This window comes from Pseudoalteromonas neustonica (genome assembly GCF_001653135.1).
GTDB lineage: Bacteria > Pseudomonadota > Gammaproteobacteria > Enterobacterales > Alteromonadaceae > Pseudoalteromonas > Pseudoalteromonas neustonica.
Map to the genome: position 1 here is coordinate 21,059 of NZ_BDDS01000020.1, position 15,952 is coordinate 37,010.

The 15,952-nt window shown below is 38.4% G+C and carries 15 protein-coding genes; 10 read left to right on the plus strand and 5 right to left on the minus strand.

Annotated elements, in window-relative coordinates:
* Window positions 1-61 precede the first annotated feature (61 nt).
* Window positions 62-439: a hypothetical protein gene (locus A7967_RS18650; RefSeq protein ID WP_054205943.1), complete on the plus strand. Its 378-nt coding sequence runs from the start codon at window positions 62-64 to the stop codon at window positions 437-439.
* Window positions 440-488: 49 nt separating this feature from the next.
* Window positions 489-1,424 carry a cytidine deaminase gene (cdd, locus tag A7967_RS18655; RefSeq protein ID WP_064435963.1) on the plus strand — a complete coding sequence of 312 codons (936 nt, stop codon included), beginning with the start codon at window positions 489-491 and terminating at the stop codon, window positions 1,422-1,424.
* On the opposite strand, the gene udp is transcribed toward cdd, so the two are convergent.
* Window positions 1,421-2,176, minus strand: a complete 756-nt coding sequence (gene udp / locus A7967_RS18660) for a uridine phosphorylase (protein ID WP_054205945.1) — start codon at window positions 2,174-2,176, stop codon at window positions 1,421-1,423. The two genes, cdd and udp, sit on opposite strands and share 4 nt — an antisense overlap.
* A 431-nt stretch (window positions 2,177-2,607) precedes the next feature.
* Here udp and A7967_RS18665 point away from each other — a divergent pair, with 431 nt between their 5' ends.
* From A7967_RS18665 to A7967_RS18690, 6 genes are all read left to right on the plus strand, one after another.
* Complete coding sequence (locus A7967_RS18665) at window positions 2,608-3,717, plus strand: arginase family protein (RefSeq protein ID WP_054455720.1); 1,110 nt, start codon at window positions 2,608-2,610, stop codon at window positions 3,715-3,717.
* A 123-nt stretch (window positions 3,718-3,840) separates the two neighbouring features.
* Window positions 3,841-4,530: a substrate-binding periplasmic protein gene (locus A7967_RS18670; RefSeq protein WP_054455722.1), complete on the plus strand. Its 690-nt coding sequence runs from the start codon at window positions 3,841-3,843 to the stop codon at window positions 4,528-4,530.
* Between the two features lie 213 nt (window positions 4,531-4,743).
* Window positions 4,744-6,051, plus strand: coding sequence for a polyamine export protein PaeA (gene paeA, locus A7967_RS18675; protein WP_054205948.1), 1,308 nt, complete (start codon window positions 4,744-4,746; stop codon window positions 6,049-6,051).
* Window positions 6,052-6,685: 634 nt separating this feature from the next.
* On the plus strand, window positions 6,686-8,314 hold the full coding sequence (locus A7967_RS18680) for a type 1 glutamine amidotransferase family protein (protein WP_054455724.1): 1,629 nt from the start codon (window positions 6,686-6,688) through the stop codon (window positions 8,312-8,314).
* 628 nt (window positions 8,315-8,942) lie between these two features.
* On the plus strand, window positions 8,943-9,944 hold the full coding sequence (locus tag A7967_RS18685; RefSeq protein WP_054205950.1) for a branched-chain amino acid aminotransferase: 1,002 nt from the start codon (window positions 8,943-8,945) through the stop codon (window positions 9,942-9,944).
* A 431-nt stretch (window positions 9,945-10,375) separates the two neighbouring features.
* The gene (locus A7967_RS18690; protein WP_064435964.1) at window positions 10,376-11,992 is read left to right on the plus strand and encodes a diacylglycerol kinase family protein; all 1,617 of its coding nucleotides are present in this window, start codon (window positions 10,376-10,378) and stop codon (window positions 11,990-11,992) included.
* A 287-nt stretch (window positions 11,993-12,279) separates the two neighbouring features.
* Here the strand turns inward: A7967_RS18690 and A7967_RS18695 are convergent, their stop codons facing one another.
* Window positions 12,280-12,546, minus strand: coding sequence for a VF530 family protein (locus tag A7967_RS18695; RefSeq protein ID WP_054205952.1), 267 nt, complete (start codon window positions 12,544-12,546; stop codon window positions 12,280-12,282).
* 111 nt (window positions 12,547-12,657) lie between these two features.
* Entirely contained in the window at window positions 12,658-12,960 is a 303-nt protein-coding gene (locus tag A7967_RS18700) for a DUF1496 domain-containing protein (RefSeq protein WP_054455728.1), read from the minus strand.
* 181 nt (window positions 12,961-13,141) lie between these two features.
* Here A7967_RS18700 and A7967_RS18705 point away from each other — a divergent pair, with 181 nt between their 5' ends.
* Window positions 13,142-13,375, plus strand: coding sequence for a TIGR02647 family protein (locus A7967_RS18705; RefSeq protein WP_054455730.1), 234 nt, complete (start codon window positions 13,142-13,144; stop codon window positions 13,373-13,375).
* A 13-nt stretch (window positions 13,376-13,388) separates the two neighbouring features.
* Here the strand turns inward: A7967_RS18705 and maiA are convergent, their stop codons facing one another.
* Window positions 13,389-14,018: a maleylacetoacetate isomerase gene (gene maiA / locus A7967_RS18710; RefSeq protein WP_054205955.1), complete on the minus strand. Its 630-nt coding sequence runs from the start codon at window positions 14,016-14,018 to the stop codon at window positions 13,389-13,391.
* Window positions 14,019-14,025: 7 nt separating this feature from the next.
* Window positions 14,026-15,327 carry a homogentisate 1,2-dioxygenase gene (hmgA, locus tag A7967_RS18715; RefSeq protein ID WP_064435965.1) on the minus strand — a complete coding sequence of 434 codons (1,302 nt, stop codon included), beginning with the start codon at window positions 15,325-15,327 and terminating at the stop codon, window positions 14,026-14,028.
* A 131-nt stretch (window positions 15,328-15,458) separates the two neighbouring features.
* On the opposite strand from hmgA, the gene A7967_RS18720 reads away from it, so the two are divergent.
* Window positions 15,459-15,893 (plus strand): MarR family winged helix-turn-helix transcriptional regulator, encoded by a 435-nt coding sequence (locus A7967_RS18720; protein WP_064435966.1) that lies wholly within the window; start codon window positions 15,459-15,461, stop codon window positions 15,891-15,893.
* Window positions 15,894-15,952 lie beyond the last annotated feature (59 nt).

Consider the following 15,952-nt stretch of genomic DNA (forward strand, 5'->3'; position numbering starts at 1 on the left):
ACTCACCTCCTTGAATGAGAGTTTATCTTATTCTCTTTTACTTAACTGACAGAGCCGTTTAATGTCTAATGTTTCTACTTGTATTACTTATGATGCGTCGACATCATTAATAATGATGACATTACGAGGGACTGCAAATGCACAGGATGTGATTACTTTTTATCAAATAGCTGAACAATATATTGGCATCTATAAATGTAATAAATTATTGGTAGATGTATCTGAATTAAAACACGATTTTCCTGCAAGTGACTTACTTAGCATTATGCCTGCGATTTCGAGCTGGCTTAAACACTGTTTTATAGCTCGCATTGTTAGTTTTGATGGTTTTATGCATGATTTATTTTTGCAAAAAGCGAAACGTTTTGAAATAACGGCTGAGAATTTTGAGTGTTTTCGTAGTGCAAAGCACTGGCTTGAAAATCAGCCTAGCAATTAGGCCTGTAACATTTTACACTGTGTAGCCATTAAATAAGAATAAATTGTTTATGACTGCATCAACGTCTTCTGTATTAAAAGATTCATTAAATAAAACCACATTTTCATTTGATGAATCGCAGCGCACAGCATTGTTCAATCAAGTTAAAACACAGCATGGATTGCTGTTTGCTGCTGACATTAAAGCGCTTTGCGCTCAATATACAATTACACATGATGAGCTTTTACGTGCATGTTTGCCGGTAGCCTCATTGTTTGCTGTAGCACCGATTTCTCACTTTTTGGTTGGTGCTGTTGTTGTTGGTATTGATTGTGATGATGCTATAAATTTTTACTTTGGTGCTAATGTTGAATTCGCCAAACAACCATTGAGCTTGGTGGTACATGCCGAGCAATCGGCGATAAACAACGCATGGCTTAAAGGTGCACAAACAATTGTGCAAATGGCAATAAGTGATGCACCTTGTGGCTATTGTCGTCAGTTTATGAATGAGCTTGCCGATGCAGAAAAGTTTGATATTTTGTTACCTGATCAGCAATTTAAATTAAACCAATTATTACCACATGCATTTGGTCCAAAAGATTTAGGTAATAATTACAGCCTATTTAATCCAGCCCCACAAACGCAGACTTTTGAGGCTAACGCTGATATTGATACTGCGCTTACTAAGCTTGCTTTAACAGCTTATGTCCCTTATACGGCTAATTACAGCGCTGTGAAAATTACAACGTTTGATAATGGCTGCTTCTATGGCTGTTATGCTGAAAATGCAGCCTATAGCCCAAGTTTAGCACCACTACAAAGTGCAATTAGCCAGTTGCATTTAGCGGGCTTAAGTATGAATGACACAACAGTGAAAAGTATTGAGTTGCTACAAACTAAGGGAGTGGAAAATCAGTTACACGTAAGTGAATCAGTACTGGCAAGTTATAGTAACTTACCAGCGTTGATTGCATATAGTTTAGCGCTTATAAAGACCTGTTAAGCAAGAAGTATTTTTGCAGCCTCGATAACCACGGCGACTGATTTCTTCTCGATTTCGCCGTGATCAACATTTGGTATTTCCTGGCGAGTACGGTTCACTAATACACCAGCGACACAAGCCGCTTTTAAACCAAGTGCTGCACACATAGTAAATAAGGTTGCTGATTCCATTTCATAATTCATTACACCTAGTTTTTGCCATTCTTCACAACTACCTTGAAATGCTTTTGGCACATAACCAGAATACGTATCGTAACGTTCTTGGCCTGGGTAAAAGGTATCGCTTGATGCTGTAATACCAATGTGAAAATCAATCCCTAAATTGCCACAGGCATTAACCATTGCTTGAGTTGCAAAAAAATCAGATACAGCAGGGTAGCTAAGAGGAGCAAAGTGTTGACTGGCACCATCTAAACGCACAGATGCTTGGCTAATTAATATGTCCCCTTCATTTATATGTGGTTGGATCGCGCCAGTTGTCCCTATACGCAAGAATGTACCTACACCTAGTTGGGCCAGTTCTTCAACTGCAATAGATGTTGAAGGTCCACCAATACCTGTGGAACAAATTACCACTGAATGGCCATTTAATTGCCCTAAATAAACATGGAACTCACGGGTTTGAGCAAGGCATGTGGGGTTTTCAAGGAACGTTGAAATACGTGCTGCGCGATCTGGATCGCCAGGAACGATTGCTAATGTTGCGCCTTGAAGATCATCGCGAGAGAGTCCTAAGTGAAATACCTTTTCCATAACGGGGCCTTATTATTACTTTTGTTGATAACGTAAGTGGTAACGTTAACTTACAGAGTTATAGTCAATTTAGCATAATTACTACAATACCGAGCACTGTACAGGACGGATGTCCGTTTTATAAAATAATGCTTTATTCAGTGCATTTGAATATTCAAGCACTTAACAATATTGTGATAAACCAGCGGTTGTTGACTTGTATTAGCAGACACTATATCTATCTTAATTAGTACTAAATTTTAATTTATCCGGTGTATGAAAATTTATATAACATATTGTTATATAAATGGTTAATTATTTCTATTGTTTGGTCTATACAAAACAGTCAGCCTTAAATTTGACCATTCAAAAACAAGATGAATCTTTTATTATATTTATTTTCTGCAGCGCCTTTTGCATAACTACGCAAAAATACCAAGTAAGGAATCGTGATGAGCACACAATGGCACACATTTAAAAGTAAAGTTGAACACTGTTTATGTCCACCGGGTGATGGTGTATTTACGGTCAATACAGCACAAGAAAGAAAAGCAGCACTGCGTAATAAATTGTATGGCCAAACTGATAATGTTGATGTGCTATGGCGTGACTCGTTAATTAATCTACCAGAAAGTGAGCATAAGGCAGTTATGCTTGGAATTAGTTCAGATTGTGGTGGTGGGATTTTGCGTGGAGCAAATTGGGGACCATTGTTTTTGCGTTCAGCATTAATTGATCAGCAGCCTCAAGCTAAATCATTCGATTTAGGTGATGTGCGTGTGATCCCACATTTATTGCATGATAAGTACCTAAATGAAGCGACTATTAGTAACTGTCAAAAGGCATTATACGATAACCCAAGCAGTGAATATTATGTCAGCCCATTGTCAATCACTGAAGATGTGTGCGATAGCTTTTACGCAACCTTTACTGATAAAGGAATTTTTGGCATCGGTGGCGATCATTCAATTAGTTACCCGTTAACAAAAGCGTATTTAAAAGCAAAACGCGCGCAAGGTAAACGCACCGCTATTATTCATTTTGATGCCCACACAGATTTACTCGTTGAACGTTTAGGCATTGATTTATGTTTTGGTTCATGGTGTACGCATATTTTAGAATTTTTACCAGCGCCGCATCACCTTATCCAATTTGGTATTCGTTCAAGTGGTAAACCAAAGGAACACTGGGAATCAACGTTTGGTGTTAAACAGCATTGGGCACATGAAATTATTGAACGTGGCGCGCAGGCAATTGCAGCGGATGCGATTGCACAGCTAAAAGCAGATAACGTTGATGAGCTTTATGTTAGTTTTGATATTGATGCGCTAGATGAAGAATTTGCTTCAGCGACGGGCACACCAGAAGGCAATGGCTTAACGCCACAACATGCCCTCGATATTTTAGTCGCACTGGCGGATGAATTTCCAATTACAGGTGCTGATATGATGGAGATTGCCCCATTTACAGACAGTTCATTAGTTGGTCAATCAAGCTCAGACACAACGCTTAGGGAAGGTGCTAAAATCTCAGCATTTTTAATTAATGCAATGAATCGTTAAGTTTTATTCGGTACGCATTAAAAAACAGACCCTTTGTGGTCTGTTTTTATTCACATACCCGTAATTTGCCGCTATATTCAACTTATATAAAAGAATGATATAAAAAAAATCTGTGGGGCAACAGTGGCTAAATGGTGTTATTTTTTATTTATAATTATTAGTAATCAATGCGTAGCTAAATTACATGTAGTTACGGAAAACTTCCCGCCTGCCCAATACTTAGATGAAAACGATCGTTTAGTGGGTTATGTTGCCGATAAAGTACGCTTAGTACTTGATCAAGCAAAGATTGATTACACACTTTCAGTTAATAATTGGAGTACCGTATTTAATACAGCCTTAAGAGACCCCCAAACATGTATTTTCTCAGTCGTTCGTTCATCAGAACGAGAAAACAAGCTTTTTTGGGTCGCTGAAATAGCTGAATTAAAAACATATTTGTATGCACTTGATTCAAAAAATATTACGATCACTGAGCTCAATGACGCAAAAAAAATGAATGTCGCAGTACTAAAAGATAACTACAGTCATCAATATTTGCGTTCACAAGGCTTTGAAGATGGAAAAAACTTGATGCTGATTAATAGCTTCGATAACATATTTAAAATTATAAAAAACCGTAAAAGTAGTATTGATTTGGTTGTATTGCCGGAGCAACGTGTTCGTTATGAAGAATCAATAAATCACGTTGCTACATCATTAAAATCTGTTTATCGTTTAAACGTAGAACAACCGCCTTTATACTTTGCGTGTAATAAAAACTTAGACCCTTCAATTAAATCAAAATTGCTTAGTGCCTTTTCGCACTATTGATAAATATGATGCTGCACTACTTTGCGTACATGTCTATTTTATAGAGTACTGCCAGATTTTTAGTTTATCTCACTTAAAAACAACACTTACACTATCTATTACATTGATATTAAATGCTTTTTAATATTATTTAAATATAAATTGCTCCGCATTTAAAAGAGGCTATAATCCAGCTGCTTTTGCTTATAAAAGCGTTTATTTTTGGAGCTATAAATGGGTGATTTAATCGGGATTGGCTTATTAATCTTGATCAGTGCGTTGTTTGCGATGTCAGAAATTGCGATAGCCGCATCACGTAAAATAAAATTAAGAGTCATGGCTGATGAAGGTAATATTAAAGCTGCTGCGGTCTTAAAATTACAAGAAAAACCGGGTGCATTTTTTGCCATGATCCAGATTGCGCTAAATGCGATTGCGATTTTAGGCGGTATAGTTGGTGAACAAGCACTTTCGCCATACGTTGAAAGTGTACTGACGATATTTTATCAAGGACCTTTGCTTGAGCAAATGAGCTTTATTTTATCGTTTTTAGCGATTACCTCTTTATTTATTTTATTTGCTGATTTATTGCCGAAACGCTTAGCCATGATTTTGCCGGAAGCTGTTGCTGTGCGGGTTGTTACTATTATGCGTTGGGTGACGTTTGCTTTAACACCGCTGGTATTGTTTTTTAATGGTGTCACTAATATTGTGCTACGGCTATTTAACGTGCCAGCTGAACGTGAAGATATTGTAACCACAGAAGATATAGTGGCAATGATGGATGCTGGCGCGGAATACGGTAGTCTGCAACAACAAGAATACGATTTAATTGGTAATGTGTTTGATCTAGAAGCCCGCTTCTTATCCAGCGTAATGTCACCACGTGATCAAATTGTGTATTTTGATATTAAAGAAGCCAGTGCTGATATTTCGAGTAAAATTATCGATCATCCGCATAATCACTTTTTAGTATGCAATGGTAACTTAGACAAACTAATTGGCTCAGTTGAGTCTAAAGATATTCTACGTCAAGTGCTCAAAGGCGAAGCGGCGAATATTAATGATGATTTATTAGAAAAAGATATTTTCTATTTGCCAGAGACACTCAGCTTATCAGAGGCATTAAATGCATTTAAAGGCGCAGCTAAACCTTTTGCTGTGGTGGTTAATGAGTACGCTTTAGTGGTGGGTATTGTGACCGTTAAAGATCTTATGAAAGGGTTTATGGGAGATTTAATAACTCATACTGGCGATGAATTAATTATTGAACGTGATGAAAACTCGTGGTTAGTCGATGGTCTAACGCCAATAGTTGAACTGGCTAAAGTACTGGATGTTGACGAGTTCCCAGATCAAATGCATTACGAAACAGTTGCTGGCTATTTGATTTATATGATGAAGCGCATCCCCAAACGGGCTGAGTATATTCAATACGGTGGTTTTAAGTTTGAAGTTGTAGATGTAGAAGGTATTCGAGTAGAGCAGCTCTTGGTATCAAAAATAGCTGCGGCGACGAATACCGCATCAGGACATATCTAAGGCGCGTTAAATTAATCATTCAGGCATTTCAAAGGGGCTTACTTCATCGTGTTACTTTATTTAAAATAGCGCCTGATGTTAAGCCCTGCATAATGCACACATAGAGCGCACGTTATTAAAGTGTGGTTATACAACTTTATTAAAAACGTTATCAGTGTGGCGAGTTAAATAACCCATTCAGTGACAAATTACTTATATACGACGACATATAGCCAAGCTACCTCAAGATACAGAATTTAGCGTTTCACAGGGGCGCAATATCAAGGCGTTACTTTGCAACAATGGCAATCCCTTTTAATAAGTAACAACGATGAGAGTGAGTTCCTGTGAAACGCCCATCGTATTGGTTTTAAAGCGATTTATACTGCGTTACTTTTATAAGGGATTGATTTTAACAATAGAACCACTATTATTTGCAATCAATGCCTTGCCTAAATCGCTTTAAATTCCAACGACGCTCGCATCTTGAGGTGGTTTGGGTATAGATGTAGATCAATACAGGAAAGTTGGCGAAACCAACGCTAAAAGATCAAACACGTCCTACATATTTTATTTATTTTATAGCTCAGCTTGTTGTTAATAACTAGATGGTTAACAATACAGACAGTGTTTAATTATTGGGTATAGATTAGTTATGCTAATACAGTCACTTGGATTTATTTCACGTGTTAAACGCAGGGTGTTTTTACTCTGTTTGCTTGCTGGTTCTTCGTCAGTATTTGCTGATAATAAAGAACAAACATTGATTATCATGGGCAGCGAAATTGAGACCTGCACCACTTTGAGCCCACAGTTTTGTAATATAGACACCCCATTGAGGAATGAAAAAGGCGCGCTTTATTCATTAACGCCAAAAGCAATCAAAAGGTTAGAAATTAATTGGCCAACAGACGACAAAAGCCAATTAGTAGCAACTGTCAGTCATTTAAATACACTGCTTAAACAGCATCCGTTGCCCCTTAGCAAACAAGAATTGTTATGGGCATGGCGTGATATTGCAAGTAAGCAATTGAGTGAATTATCGCAAATTGAGTTTGATTATGTAATTGATATGCTAGAAATCTCGCATTTAGATGGGCTGCGTAACGTGTTCAGTATTGATGCTAAGAATAGTAAGAAATCTCAAGATTGGTTAACAAAAACGTACAAATTTATAGCGGCTAGCTTAAAAGTTAAAACTGAAAAGCCAACTCTATTAGTGATAACAACAGCTGCTCGGGACCCCTATGCTTCAGCTAATTATTATGAAACGTTATTATCGCAGACCGGTGTTGCACTTGAGTGGCTGCCACTGACACCAGGGCTTGCCAAAGCATTACATGAAAAAAAATGTGAGCAGTTAGATACATTTCGTGTTCAGGCTGGTGTGCATAACCGTGCTAACGTTTACCCTAAACGTGTAGCAATAGAGCAAGCAGCCTGTTTACAAGGTACTGACAAACTAATCAAGCGGATTAAAAATAGCACCGGTGTTATTTTAATCGGAGCTGAATTTGATACTGCAACAGATCAACGATTACGGACAACGTTATTTGACTCACAAGGAAATGCCTACCCGTGGACGAGCGCTATAGCTGACTCATCAGTATTAGTAACTTCAGGTTATAGTGGTAATTTATTATCGGGTGGACGTACTCAATTTGGTCCCGTTGCCACGGTCAAACCAATCTCCAGTTTAGCTGCGCTGCGCGGAGAACGTAGCGTGTCAGCAGGTGGCGTGGGTAGTATTACATTTGCGTTGCTTGACACATATTTTAGTGAGCAAAATCGTACAATTGGCTTGGCGAAGTCTCTTGATGCAAATATGCAACCTAATGGCATTGGTATTGATGAGAATACGAGTCTTGTGGTTATTAAATCACCTCACGAAAACGTATTAACGGTGCTTGGTGAGCATGGGGTAGTGCATTTGAAATCGTTAGCTAAACAGCAATTCCAGTTTAATTATTGGCCTGCAGGCGCTGTAGTTGAAATGAAAAAATACGGCTTTATATTGAGTAAACGTAGTATTGATAAAGCGTTACCGACAGTGAAAATACCGCCTTTGCCAATGCTGCGTTTTGACAAAATACTCACAGATGCAAAATTACGCTCGCTTACCCAAGCGATGTGTTTAAGCAATGAACAATCTGCGGTAGGCCAGCAAGATGAGTTTATTGTAAGTTTAGATGCTGCAAAAAACACGCAGTACCATCGCATTAATTCCAGTAGTTATGGATGTGCTATAGAGCAACTAAAGTTAACTATTACAACAATTCAATAAGAGTGACTTACTCAGTAAGATGGTAAATAACTTACTGAGTAGTTTAAACTGCGTCTTTATGGTGTATTTAGAGATTCGACATTCGACATTCGACATTCGACATTCGATATTAGATATTAGATATTAGATATTAGATATTAGATCAAATAACGATCGTGGTTTCTCTTTTTAAACTCTTTTCGCTAATAATTCACGCTTGTTGATGTCAATGAGCTTGTGATTATCATAATTTATAATGTTAAACACCTCAGTTTGAGAAACAGGTTATATAGGCAAAATCTATTTATTTAGATGGAGATACAATAAGCCCAAAGGGCTATTGTTTATATAAAAACAATAACAACAGCTCAACCATGCTTTTATTTTCCAGCCATTGTTGTTAATTAGCTTAACAGTAAACAGCATCTTGGCAGGAATATTTATTTAATAGAAATAAAATATTACGGTACTAAATGCGCAAGTTAGCTTTAAATGGAGCCTAAATTGTCGATTAAAGCGAGTATTTTCAATTAACTGATCAGTCAGTTGCTTTGAAGTCATTAAAAGCCTTATTTTAGCTATGGTTAAACAGTGCATGATTGTCATACAATGGGGTTAAAGTAGACCACAATAATAAAGAGAGATAAAAATGGCAGCGTTTGGTACGGTATTTATGCCGCAGATGATTCAAGCTCGTTTTACAGACAATGCGTGGAGTGAAAGCTCGGTTGTTCCTTCGGATAAAATTGAACTACATGCTGGGGCCCATGTATTACATTATTCAAGTACATGTTTTGAGGGCTTAAAAGCCTTTCGCCATGAAGATGGCTCAGTGTATATTTTTCGTATGGATGCCAATATAGCCCGTATGATACAAAGCTCGCATTTATTAAGCTTACCTGAGGTCGATGGACCCATGCTTGAAAAAATGATCATTGATATTGTACGTCAATATGCAGATGAAACACCTTTACCACCTGGCTCTATGTATATCCGCCCAACACATATTGGTACTGAGGCGGCAATAGGCAAAGCAGCGGTGCCGTCACTCAATTCGTTATTATATGTATTGTTATCGCCTGTAGGGGATTACTTTGCGGGTGGTGCGACTGCGCTGCGCGTTTTACTTGAAGAAGACGGAATGCGTTGTGCACCACATATGGGCATGATCAAAAGTGGTGGTAACTACGCGAGTGCATTAGCACCAATTACTGCCGCACGGGTTAAGTACAAAGCAGATCAAATATTGTTCTGTCCAGGCGGTGATGTACAAGAAACTGGTGCAGCAAATTTTATTTTAATTGATGGCAACGAAATCATCACTAAAGCGCTAGACAGTACTTTTTTACACGGTGTTACGCGCAGCAGTATTTTAACGATTGCAAAAGATTTAGGTATGACGGTATCTGAACGCAATTTCACTGTAACAGAGCTACTAGAGCGTGCTGCAAAACCAGGCACAGAAGCTGCGCTTTCTGGCACTGCAGCTGTATTAACGCCAGTAGGTACTTTTATCCATAATGATACAGAGTACAAAGTAGGCAGCGGTGAGCCAGGACCAACAACCATGCGTTTGCGCCAAGCTCTTAACGATATTCAGTGGGGCAAAGCACAAGACACTCACGGTTGGTTAACTAAAATAGACGTGTAAACTCTAGGGCAAGTTGACCTTTCGTGATTGATTTTACAGCAGTATGTTTGGTATTTAGGCAATGGGCGTGAGCAGGACGCGTAAGCTTTGCCCGGTTTTTAACTTAGCCCGCTCGATTACAAACCTCGCGCCGCGATTAAATCGCCCCTAGATTGAACAAATTTCAATCCACAAAGGTCAACACGCCCTAGCTACTTGTTTTACATTAAGCCTAGACTATTTATTAGCCTAGGCTTTTTTATGACCTATTTAATGTAAATAAGTAACACGAGTATGAATATATGACTAATATTAATAAAGTAACAGCAAGGTATTTAATTTTAACTACATAATAAAAAACAATTTTTTTAGCTGCATGATTCTTGCAAAGTAATTTTCATAATTATGAGATTAATATTCGATATTAAAACGAACACTTAAAAGGAGCATGTATGTGGGCGGCAATAAGTTATTTACTGTTGGCAATCGTTTTTATAATAATGGGGTGGCAAGTTAGCCCAAGTTATTTTTCGGTTCTGTTTTACTGGACAGCCTTATCATTAACGTTGGTCGGTTGTGCGTATGTTTTTAATATAGCAAAAATTTTTCGCAAACGTGAAAACGGCGTTATTCCATTTTATATACGCTGGGCATTCATCCCATTTTTACTCGGCGCACAGGTTTATAATGCGTGGAGTCGTAAGCACGATAAAGTGCCACCACTGCAACAAATAAATGAGCATTTGTTTTTAGCCTGTCGTTTGTTTCCCTCAGATATAGATACGCTAAAAGATAATGGCATTACGGCTATTTTAGACGTTACGTGTGAGTTTGATGGTCTTGAGTGGAGTTCAACGCAAGAAAGCATCAAGTACCTCAATATTCCTGTACTTGATCATCGAGCACCTACACGCTCTCAGCTAAATCAAGCAATTAACTGGATTGCACATCATGTTAAAGAAAATCGTCGCATTGTAGTTCATTGTGCGCTGGGAAGAGGGCGTTCGGTATTTGTAATGGCAGCATATTTGTTAAGCCAAAATAAACATGCAGATGCACATCAGGTTTTAGCGCAAATAAAAGAGACTCGATCTACAGCAAACTTGAACAAACATCAGCTACGTCAATTATTAAAAAGCCACAAAAAAGGGGAGCTATTAATTAAAAATAAAGCAGTTTTGATTGCTAACCCAGTCTCTGGCACCAAATTGTGGGAGCAAAAAGAGCATGCAATTATTGCTCGTTTATCAGCGTATTATGATTTGAAAGTGATGACAACAAGCGCTGAACACAATGGTACTTTGCTTGCAAAGCAAGCAATCAAAGAAAATCCTGATATGATCATCGCGTGTGGTGGAGATGGAACCGTTGCTGAAGTAGCCAGTGTGCTCGTTAATCAAGACTGTAAGTTAGGGATTATTCCCTTAGGTACGGCTAATGCGTTGGCACATGTATTAATGGGAATACAATCGAAATTGATTCCGGTTGAGGTCGCGTGTGATTTGATTATTGATGGTCAAACTAAACAGATGGATACCGCATATTGTAACGGCGAACTAATGTTGTTACTTGCAGGAATTGGTTTTGAACAGCGTATGATTGAAAAAGCCGATAGAGATACAAAAAATGCAGTAGGTCAATTTGCCTATTTACAAGGGTTTTGGCAAGCACTGGGTACACAAAAAGCACAAGATTATAGTGTGCAACTTGATGACAACGCACCTCAAGTTATTAATACAAACAGTCTCGTTGTTGCTAATGCTGCACCCTTTACAACGTTGCTCGCGCAAGGAGGAGGGCAACCAAATCATTATGATGGTTTATTAGATGTGAATTGGCTAACCCCTAATCAAGATGCATCAGCAAATGCACTCAGTATTGCTGAACTAGTGTTTAGCAGTGTTACTCAAGCCCATTTAGCGCTTAACTCACATCATACAAATGCTAGGCGTGTGGAAATATCCGCCACTGATACTATAAAATACGTGATTGACGGTGAGGTAAAAGAAGCTGATAAGCTCATTATTGAAATTGAGCCGAAGTCATTAGCGGTAGTGTGTGCAGAGTAAAGGTTGTAATAAACATAGGCGCACAGAGTGCGATTAAACCCAAGCCATCTCAAGATGCAGAATTCAGCGATTCACAGGGGCTCTTTGTAATAATGGCAGTCCCTTTTAAGAAGTACAACGATGAGAATAGGTTTCTGTGAAACGCCCAGCGGGTTGGTTTTAAAGCAATTTATACAGTGTTTTATAAGAGATTGATTTTAATAATAGAACTACTATTACTTGCAATCAATGCCTCGCCTAAATCGCTTTAAATTCCAATGACGCTCGCATCTTGAGGTGGTATATGTTTATTTCTTTTTAATACTTGGCCATACAAAACCGCTATTTTGTGGTTCTGTTTCTACACAGTTATCAAGATATAACTGCTCTACTTTTGTACGGGCCCAAGGTGTTTTACGCAAAAATTTAAGGCTGGATTTCACACTTGGATCTGATTTAAAACAGCGAATATCAACGTGTTCTCCCATCGTTCTCCACCCGAGTGTTTGCTCAAGTTTCGTCACGATCTGCTCTAGGGTTAGGCCATGTAATGGATTGTTTGGTTGTTGATTCATAATTCACTGTTTGTCGTTTAAAGTCAGCACTATTGTAACGTAACTACTGCTCGATACCAATGCGTTATAACCCAACACCGTGGATATAGGTATCGGACTAGGCAGTTAAAGTTAATTAATGCTAATTTTGTTAACTTTCTTAGGGTAAATAATGTTGCCTTTTTCATCAATCATTAACCAGCTAAGAGAGCTATTACTCTGACTAGGATTTTTAGGAGTGCAGATCACACGGGTATCAGACATATATATGATTGCCCCTTCACTATATCGCTTATCATCAAACCAGCATATATTTTGGTTGCTTATTAGATCACCTGGATTGATAAGGAAGGTCGCTTTTTGATTATTACCCAAACTATTTGTTGAGTAAATTACACTGATAAAACAGAGGCCTACCATAGTTAAAATTCGCATTTTATACCTTTGCATTTAGAAATAACTACACTAAGCTTAAAACGTGTTAGGGTAAATAACCAACAAAAGAATAACAGATAGTAATTTTATTAAATCACAGTGCATTTAAATGATCTAAATCACTTTTGTAAATCAGTTATTTAATACAATTAGCTCAACAAAACAATAACAAGGTGAACACATGCAATTTAACCAAACAATGATTGACGAATTTACACTTTTAGCTAAATTTCCTCTAAGCACTAAGATGCAAGGCCTTAAACTTCATAGTGACGCAGAGGAAAGTTTAAAACAAGCCGCACAGCGTTTATTTGAAAAAGGGGTTATTGATAGCCCAGACGGGGGGTATTTAACAGAACTGGGTTTAGATTTAATAGAGCACGTTACCGTGCTCCATAGCGCATTAGGCAGTTAAACTTAGGATTTGGTTAAGCTGCATCTGGTTGGTTTTGTGGTGCAGCATCAATAAACGCATCAAGCTTATTACAGCGTTCATAAATGGCTGCTATCTTTGGATATGCGGTCATATCGACTTTGAAGCGATAAGCATTAAATACTTGTGGAATTAAACAGACATCAGCAAGGCTTGGTGTGTTACCTACACAATAGTCGTTATTACCATCAAGTGATTTTTCAATTTTTTCAAAACCGATTTCTACCCAATGACGATACCATGTATTTTTAGCATCATCGTCAGCACCAAGTTCGCTGCTCAAGTATTTTAGTACACGTAAGTTATCGATAGGGTGAATATCGCACGCGACGGCATAACATAAGTTACGAATTTGCGCTTTTTGCCAAGCGTTACCAAACAGTAATGGTGTTTGTGGGTGTGTTTCTTCTAGGTATTCTAAAATAGCCATTGATTGTGCAAGCACACCTTCATCGGTTTCAAGTGCAGGTAGTAAACCTTGTGGGTTTTTATCAAGGTACTCTGCGCCTTGTTGTTCTGACTTTAATAAATTAACGGTCACTAACTCATGGCTAATATTTTTTAAATTAAGCGCAATGCGCACTCGGTATGCGGCAGATGAACGAAAGTAAGTATACAGTTTCATTATTCTATTATCCTTGTGGGGCCGTGAAGTGTTTTTTAATTGTACGCCAGCAATCAGTGTAGTTTGATTGGCGTTCTTTGCCTTCAAGGGCATATTTAGTTGGTGAAATAACATAACGAGATTCGAACATAAACGCGAGTGTATTGTCGTAACGTTGCGGCTCAAGCTCTGCGTTAGAGGCTTTTTCAAACACATCAGCTTCTGGACCATGCGGTGACATACAGTTGTGCAAGCTCATGCCACCGGGCACAAAACCATGTTCTTTAGCATCGTATACACCTTCAATTAAGCCCATAAATTCACTCATAATATTACGGTGATAATACGGCGGGCGGAAAGTGTTCTCTGCAACCATCCAGCGTGGTGGGAAGATGGCAAAATCAATATTTGCTACGCCTTCGGTGCCTGATGGCGAGGTTAAAACAGTAAAAATAGAAGGATCTGGGTGATCAAAACTCACCGTATTCATCACATTAAAGCGTGCTAAGTCGTATTTATACGGAGCACTATTTCCTGTCCATGCGACTACATCTAATGGTGAATGAGCGATATCACAACGGAACATATTCCCGTTAAATTTAGCAATCAATTCAAAGTCGCCTTCTTTATCTTCAAAGGCTGCGACAGGGTATTGAAAATCTCGGTCGTTGGCATATCCGTTAGCACCGACTGGACCGCGCTCAGCTAAAACATACGCATGGCCGTAGTTTTCGCAAATAAAACCACGCGCTGAGTCAGTTAATAATTCAACTTGAAACTTAATGCCGCGAGGGATCACTGCAATTTCGCCTGCTTTAATTGTTAAATTACCGCACTCTGTTTTTAACAGCAATTCACCTTGTTGCGGTACAAATAACATTTCGCCGTCGGCATTATAAAAATAGCGGTCAGTCATTGATTTATTAGCGACGTAAACATGGATACCAATACCCGTTTGAGCGTTGGCACTGCCGTTTGCAGCCATAGTGATCAAACCGTCAATAAAATCGGTTGGTGTAGCTGGAATATCAATTGGGTTCCAACGCAGCATCGTTGGTGGAGTCGGCACTTCAGTGATGGGGGCTGTACGAATTAGCCCATTATCAATCGATGTGTAATCACCCTGTACAACAGATGGGCGAATGCGATACATCCAAGTACGACGATTATCAGCACGCGGCGCTGTGAACGCGGTTGTACTAAATTGTTCTGCATATAAATCGTATTTTACTTTTTGAGGGCTAAACTGCCCAATAGGTAGAGCACCTGGTAAAGCTTCGGTTTCAAATTCATTACCAAACCCTGTCATGTATTTTAATTCGCTTGTCATCACTCGACTCCTTTGTGTTTTACTGTAAGATACTCTCAAGTGAGAATAAATTCAATCATCAAGCTTTTTATAAGTGTACATATTTATGAACAGTTAAAACATGGTTGTAAATTAATAGGAGATGCAGATTAATGGCACTCGATTTAGAAACCTTTTTACCCTACAGATTAGCTAATATAGCCAGTAAAATGAGTGAAGAGTTTGCATGTGTTTACCAACAGCAAAGTAATTTAACTATACCCCAGTGGCGTATTTTATTTAACTTAGCTCAACTTGGCCAAAGTCATGCAAAAGAGTTATGTATGCAAGCTTCTATGGATAAATCGACTGTATCCCGTGCGATAAAAGCACTCATTGATAAGCAATATATAATCAGTATTTTAAACCCTGAGGATAAACGCGCGAGTCTATTAGAGTTAACATCAGATGGGCATGAATTATATAAGCAGCTAGCACCAGATGCATTAGCATGGGAGCAACAGTTATTAGCAGTATTAGATGAGCAAGAATATCAGGTGTTACAACAATGCTTAGATAAGTTAAGTATTAAGCTAAACACGCCTTAATCATGAGTAAATAAAAAGCCCATCAAGGATGGGCTTTAGTTAATTTAAAGTGATATTAC

Excerpts from the sequence above, each read along its gene's own strand:
- A7967_RS18650 (WP_054205943.1), top strand. The coding sequence starts at position 62 with ATGTCTAATGTTTCTACTTGTATTACTTATGATGCGTCGACATCATTA.
- cdd (WP_064435963.1), top strand. The coding sequence starts at position 489 with ATGACTGCATCAACGTCTTCTGTATTAAAAGATTCATTAAATAAAACC.
- udp (WP_054205945.1), bottom strand. The coding sequence starts at position 2,176 with ATGGAAAAGGTATTTCACTTAGGACTCTCTCGCGATGATCTTCAAGGC.
- A7967_RS18665 (WP_054455720.1), top strand. The coding sequence starts at position 2,608 with ATGAGCACACAATGGCACACATTTAAAAGTAAAGTTGAACACTGTTTA.
- paeA (WP_054205948.1), top strand. The coding sequence starts at position 4,744 with ATGGGTGATTTAATCGGGATTGGCTTATTAATCTTGATCAGTGCGTTG.
- A7967_RS18680 (WP_054455724.1), top strand. The coding sequence starts at position 6,686 with ATGCTAATACAGTCACTTGGATTTATTTCACGTGTTAAACGCAGGGTG.
- A7967_RS18685 (WP_054205950.1), top strand. The coding sequence starts at position 8,943 with ATGGCAGCGTTTGGTACGGTATTTATGCCGCAGATGATTCAAGCTCGT.
- A7967_RS18690 (WP_064435964.1), top strand. The coding sequence starts at position 10,376 with ATGTGGGCGGCAATAAGTTATTTACTGTTGGCAATCGTTTTTATAATA.
- A7967_RS18695 (WP_054205952.1), bottom strand. The coding sequence starts at position 12,546 with ATGAATCAACAACCAAACAATCCATTACATGGCCTAACCCTAGAGCAG.
- A7967_RS18700 (WP_054455728.1), bottom strand. The coding sequence starts at position 12,960 with ATGCGAATTTTAACTATGGTAGGCCTCTGTTTTATCAGTGTAATTTAC.
- A7967_RS18705 (WP_054455730.1), top strand. The coding sequence starts at position 13,142 with ATGCAATTTAACCAAACAATGATTGACGAATTTACACTTTTAGCTAAA.
- maiA (WP_054205955.1), bottom strand. The coding sequence starts at position 14,018 with ATGAAACTGTATACTTACTTTCGTTCATCTGCCGCATACCGAGTGCGC.
- hmgA (WP_064435965.1), bottom strand. The coding sequence starts at position 15,327 with ATGACAAGCGAATTAAAATACATGACAGGGTTTGGTAATGAATTTGAA.
- A7967_RS18720 (WP_064435966.1), top strand. The coding sequence starts at position 15,459 with ATGGCACTCGATTTAGAAACCTTTTTACCCTACAGATTAGCTAATATA.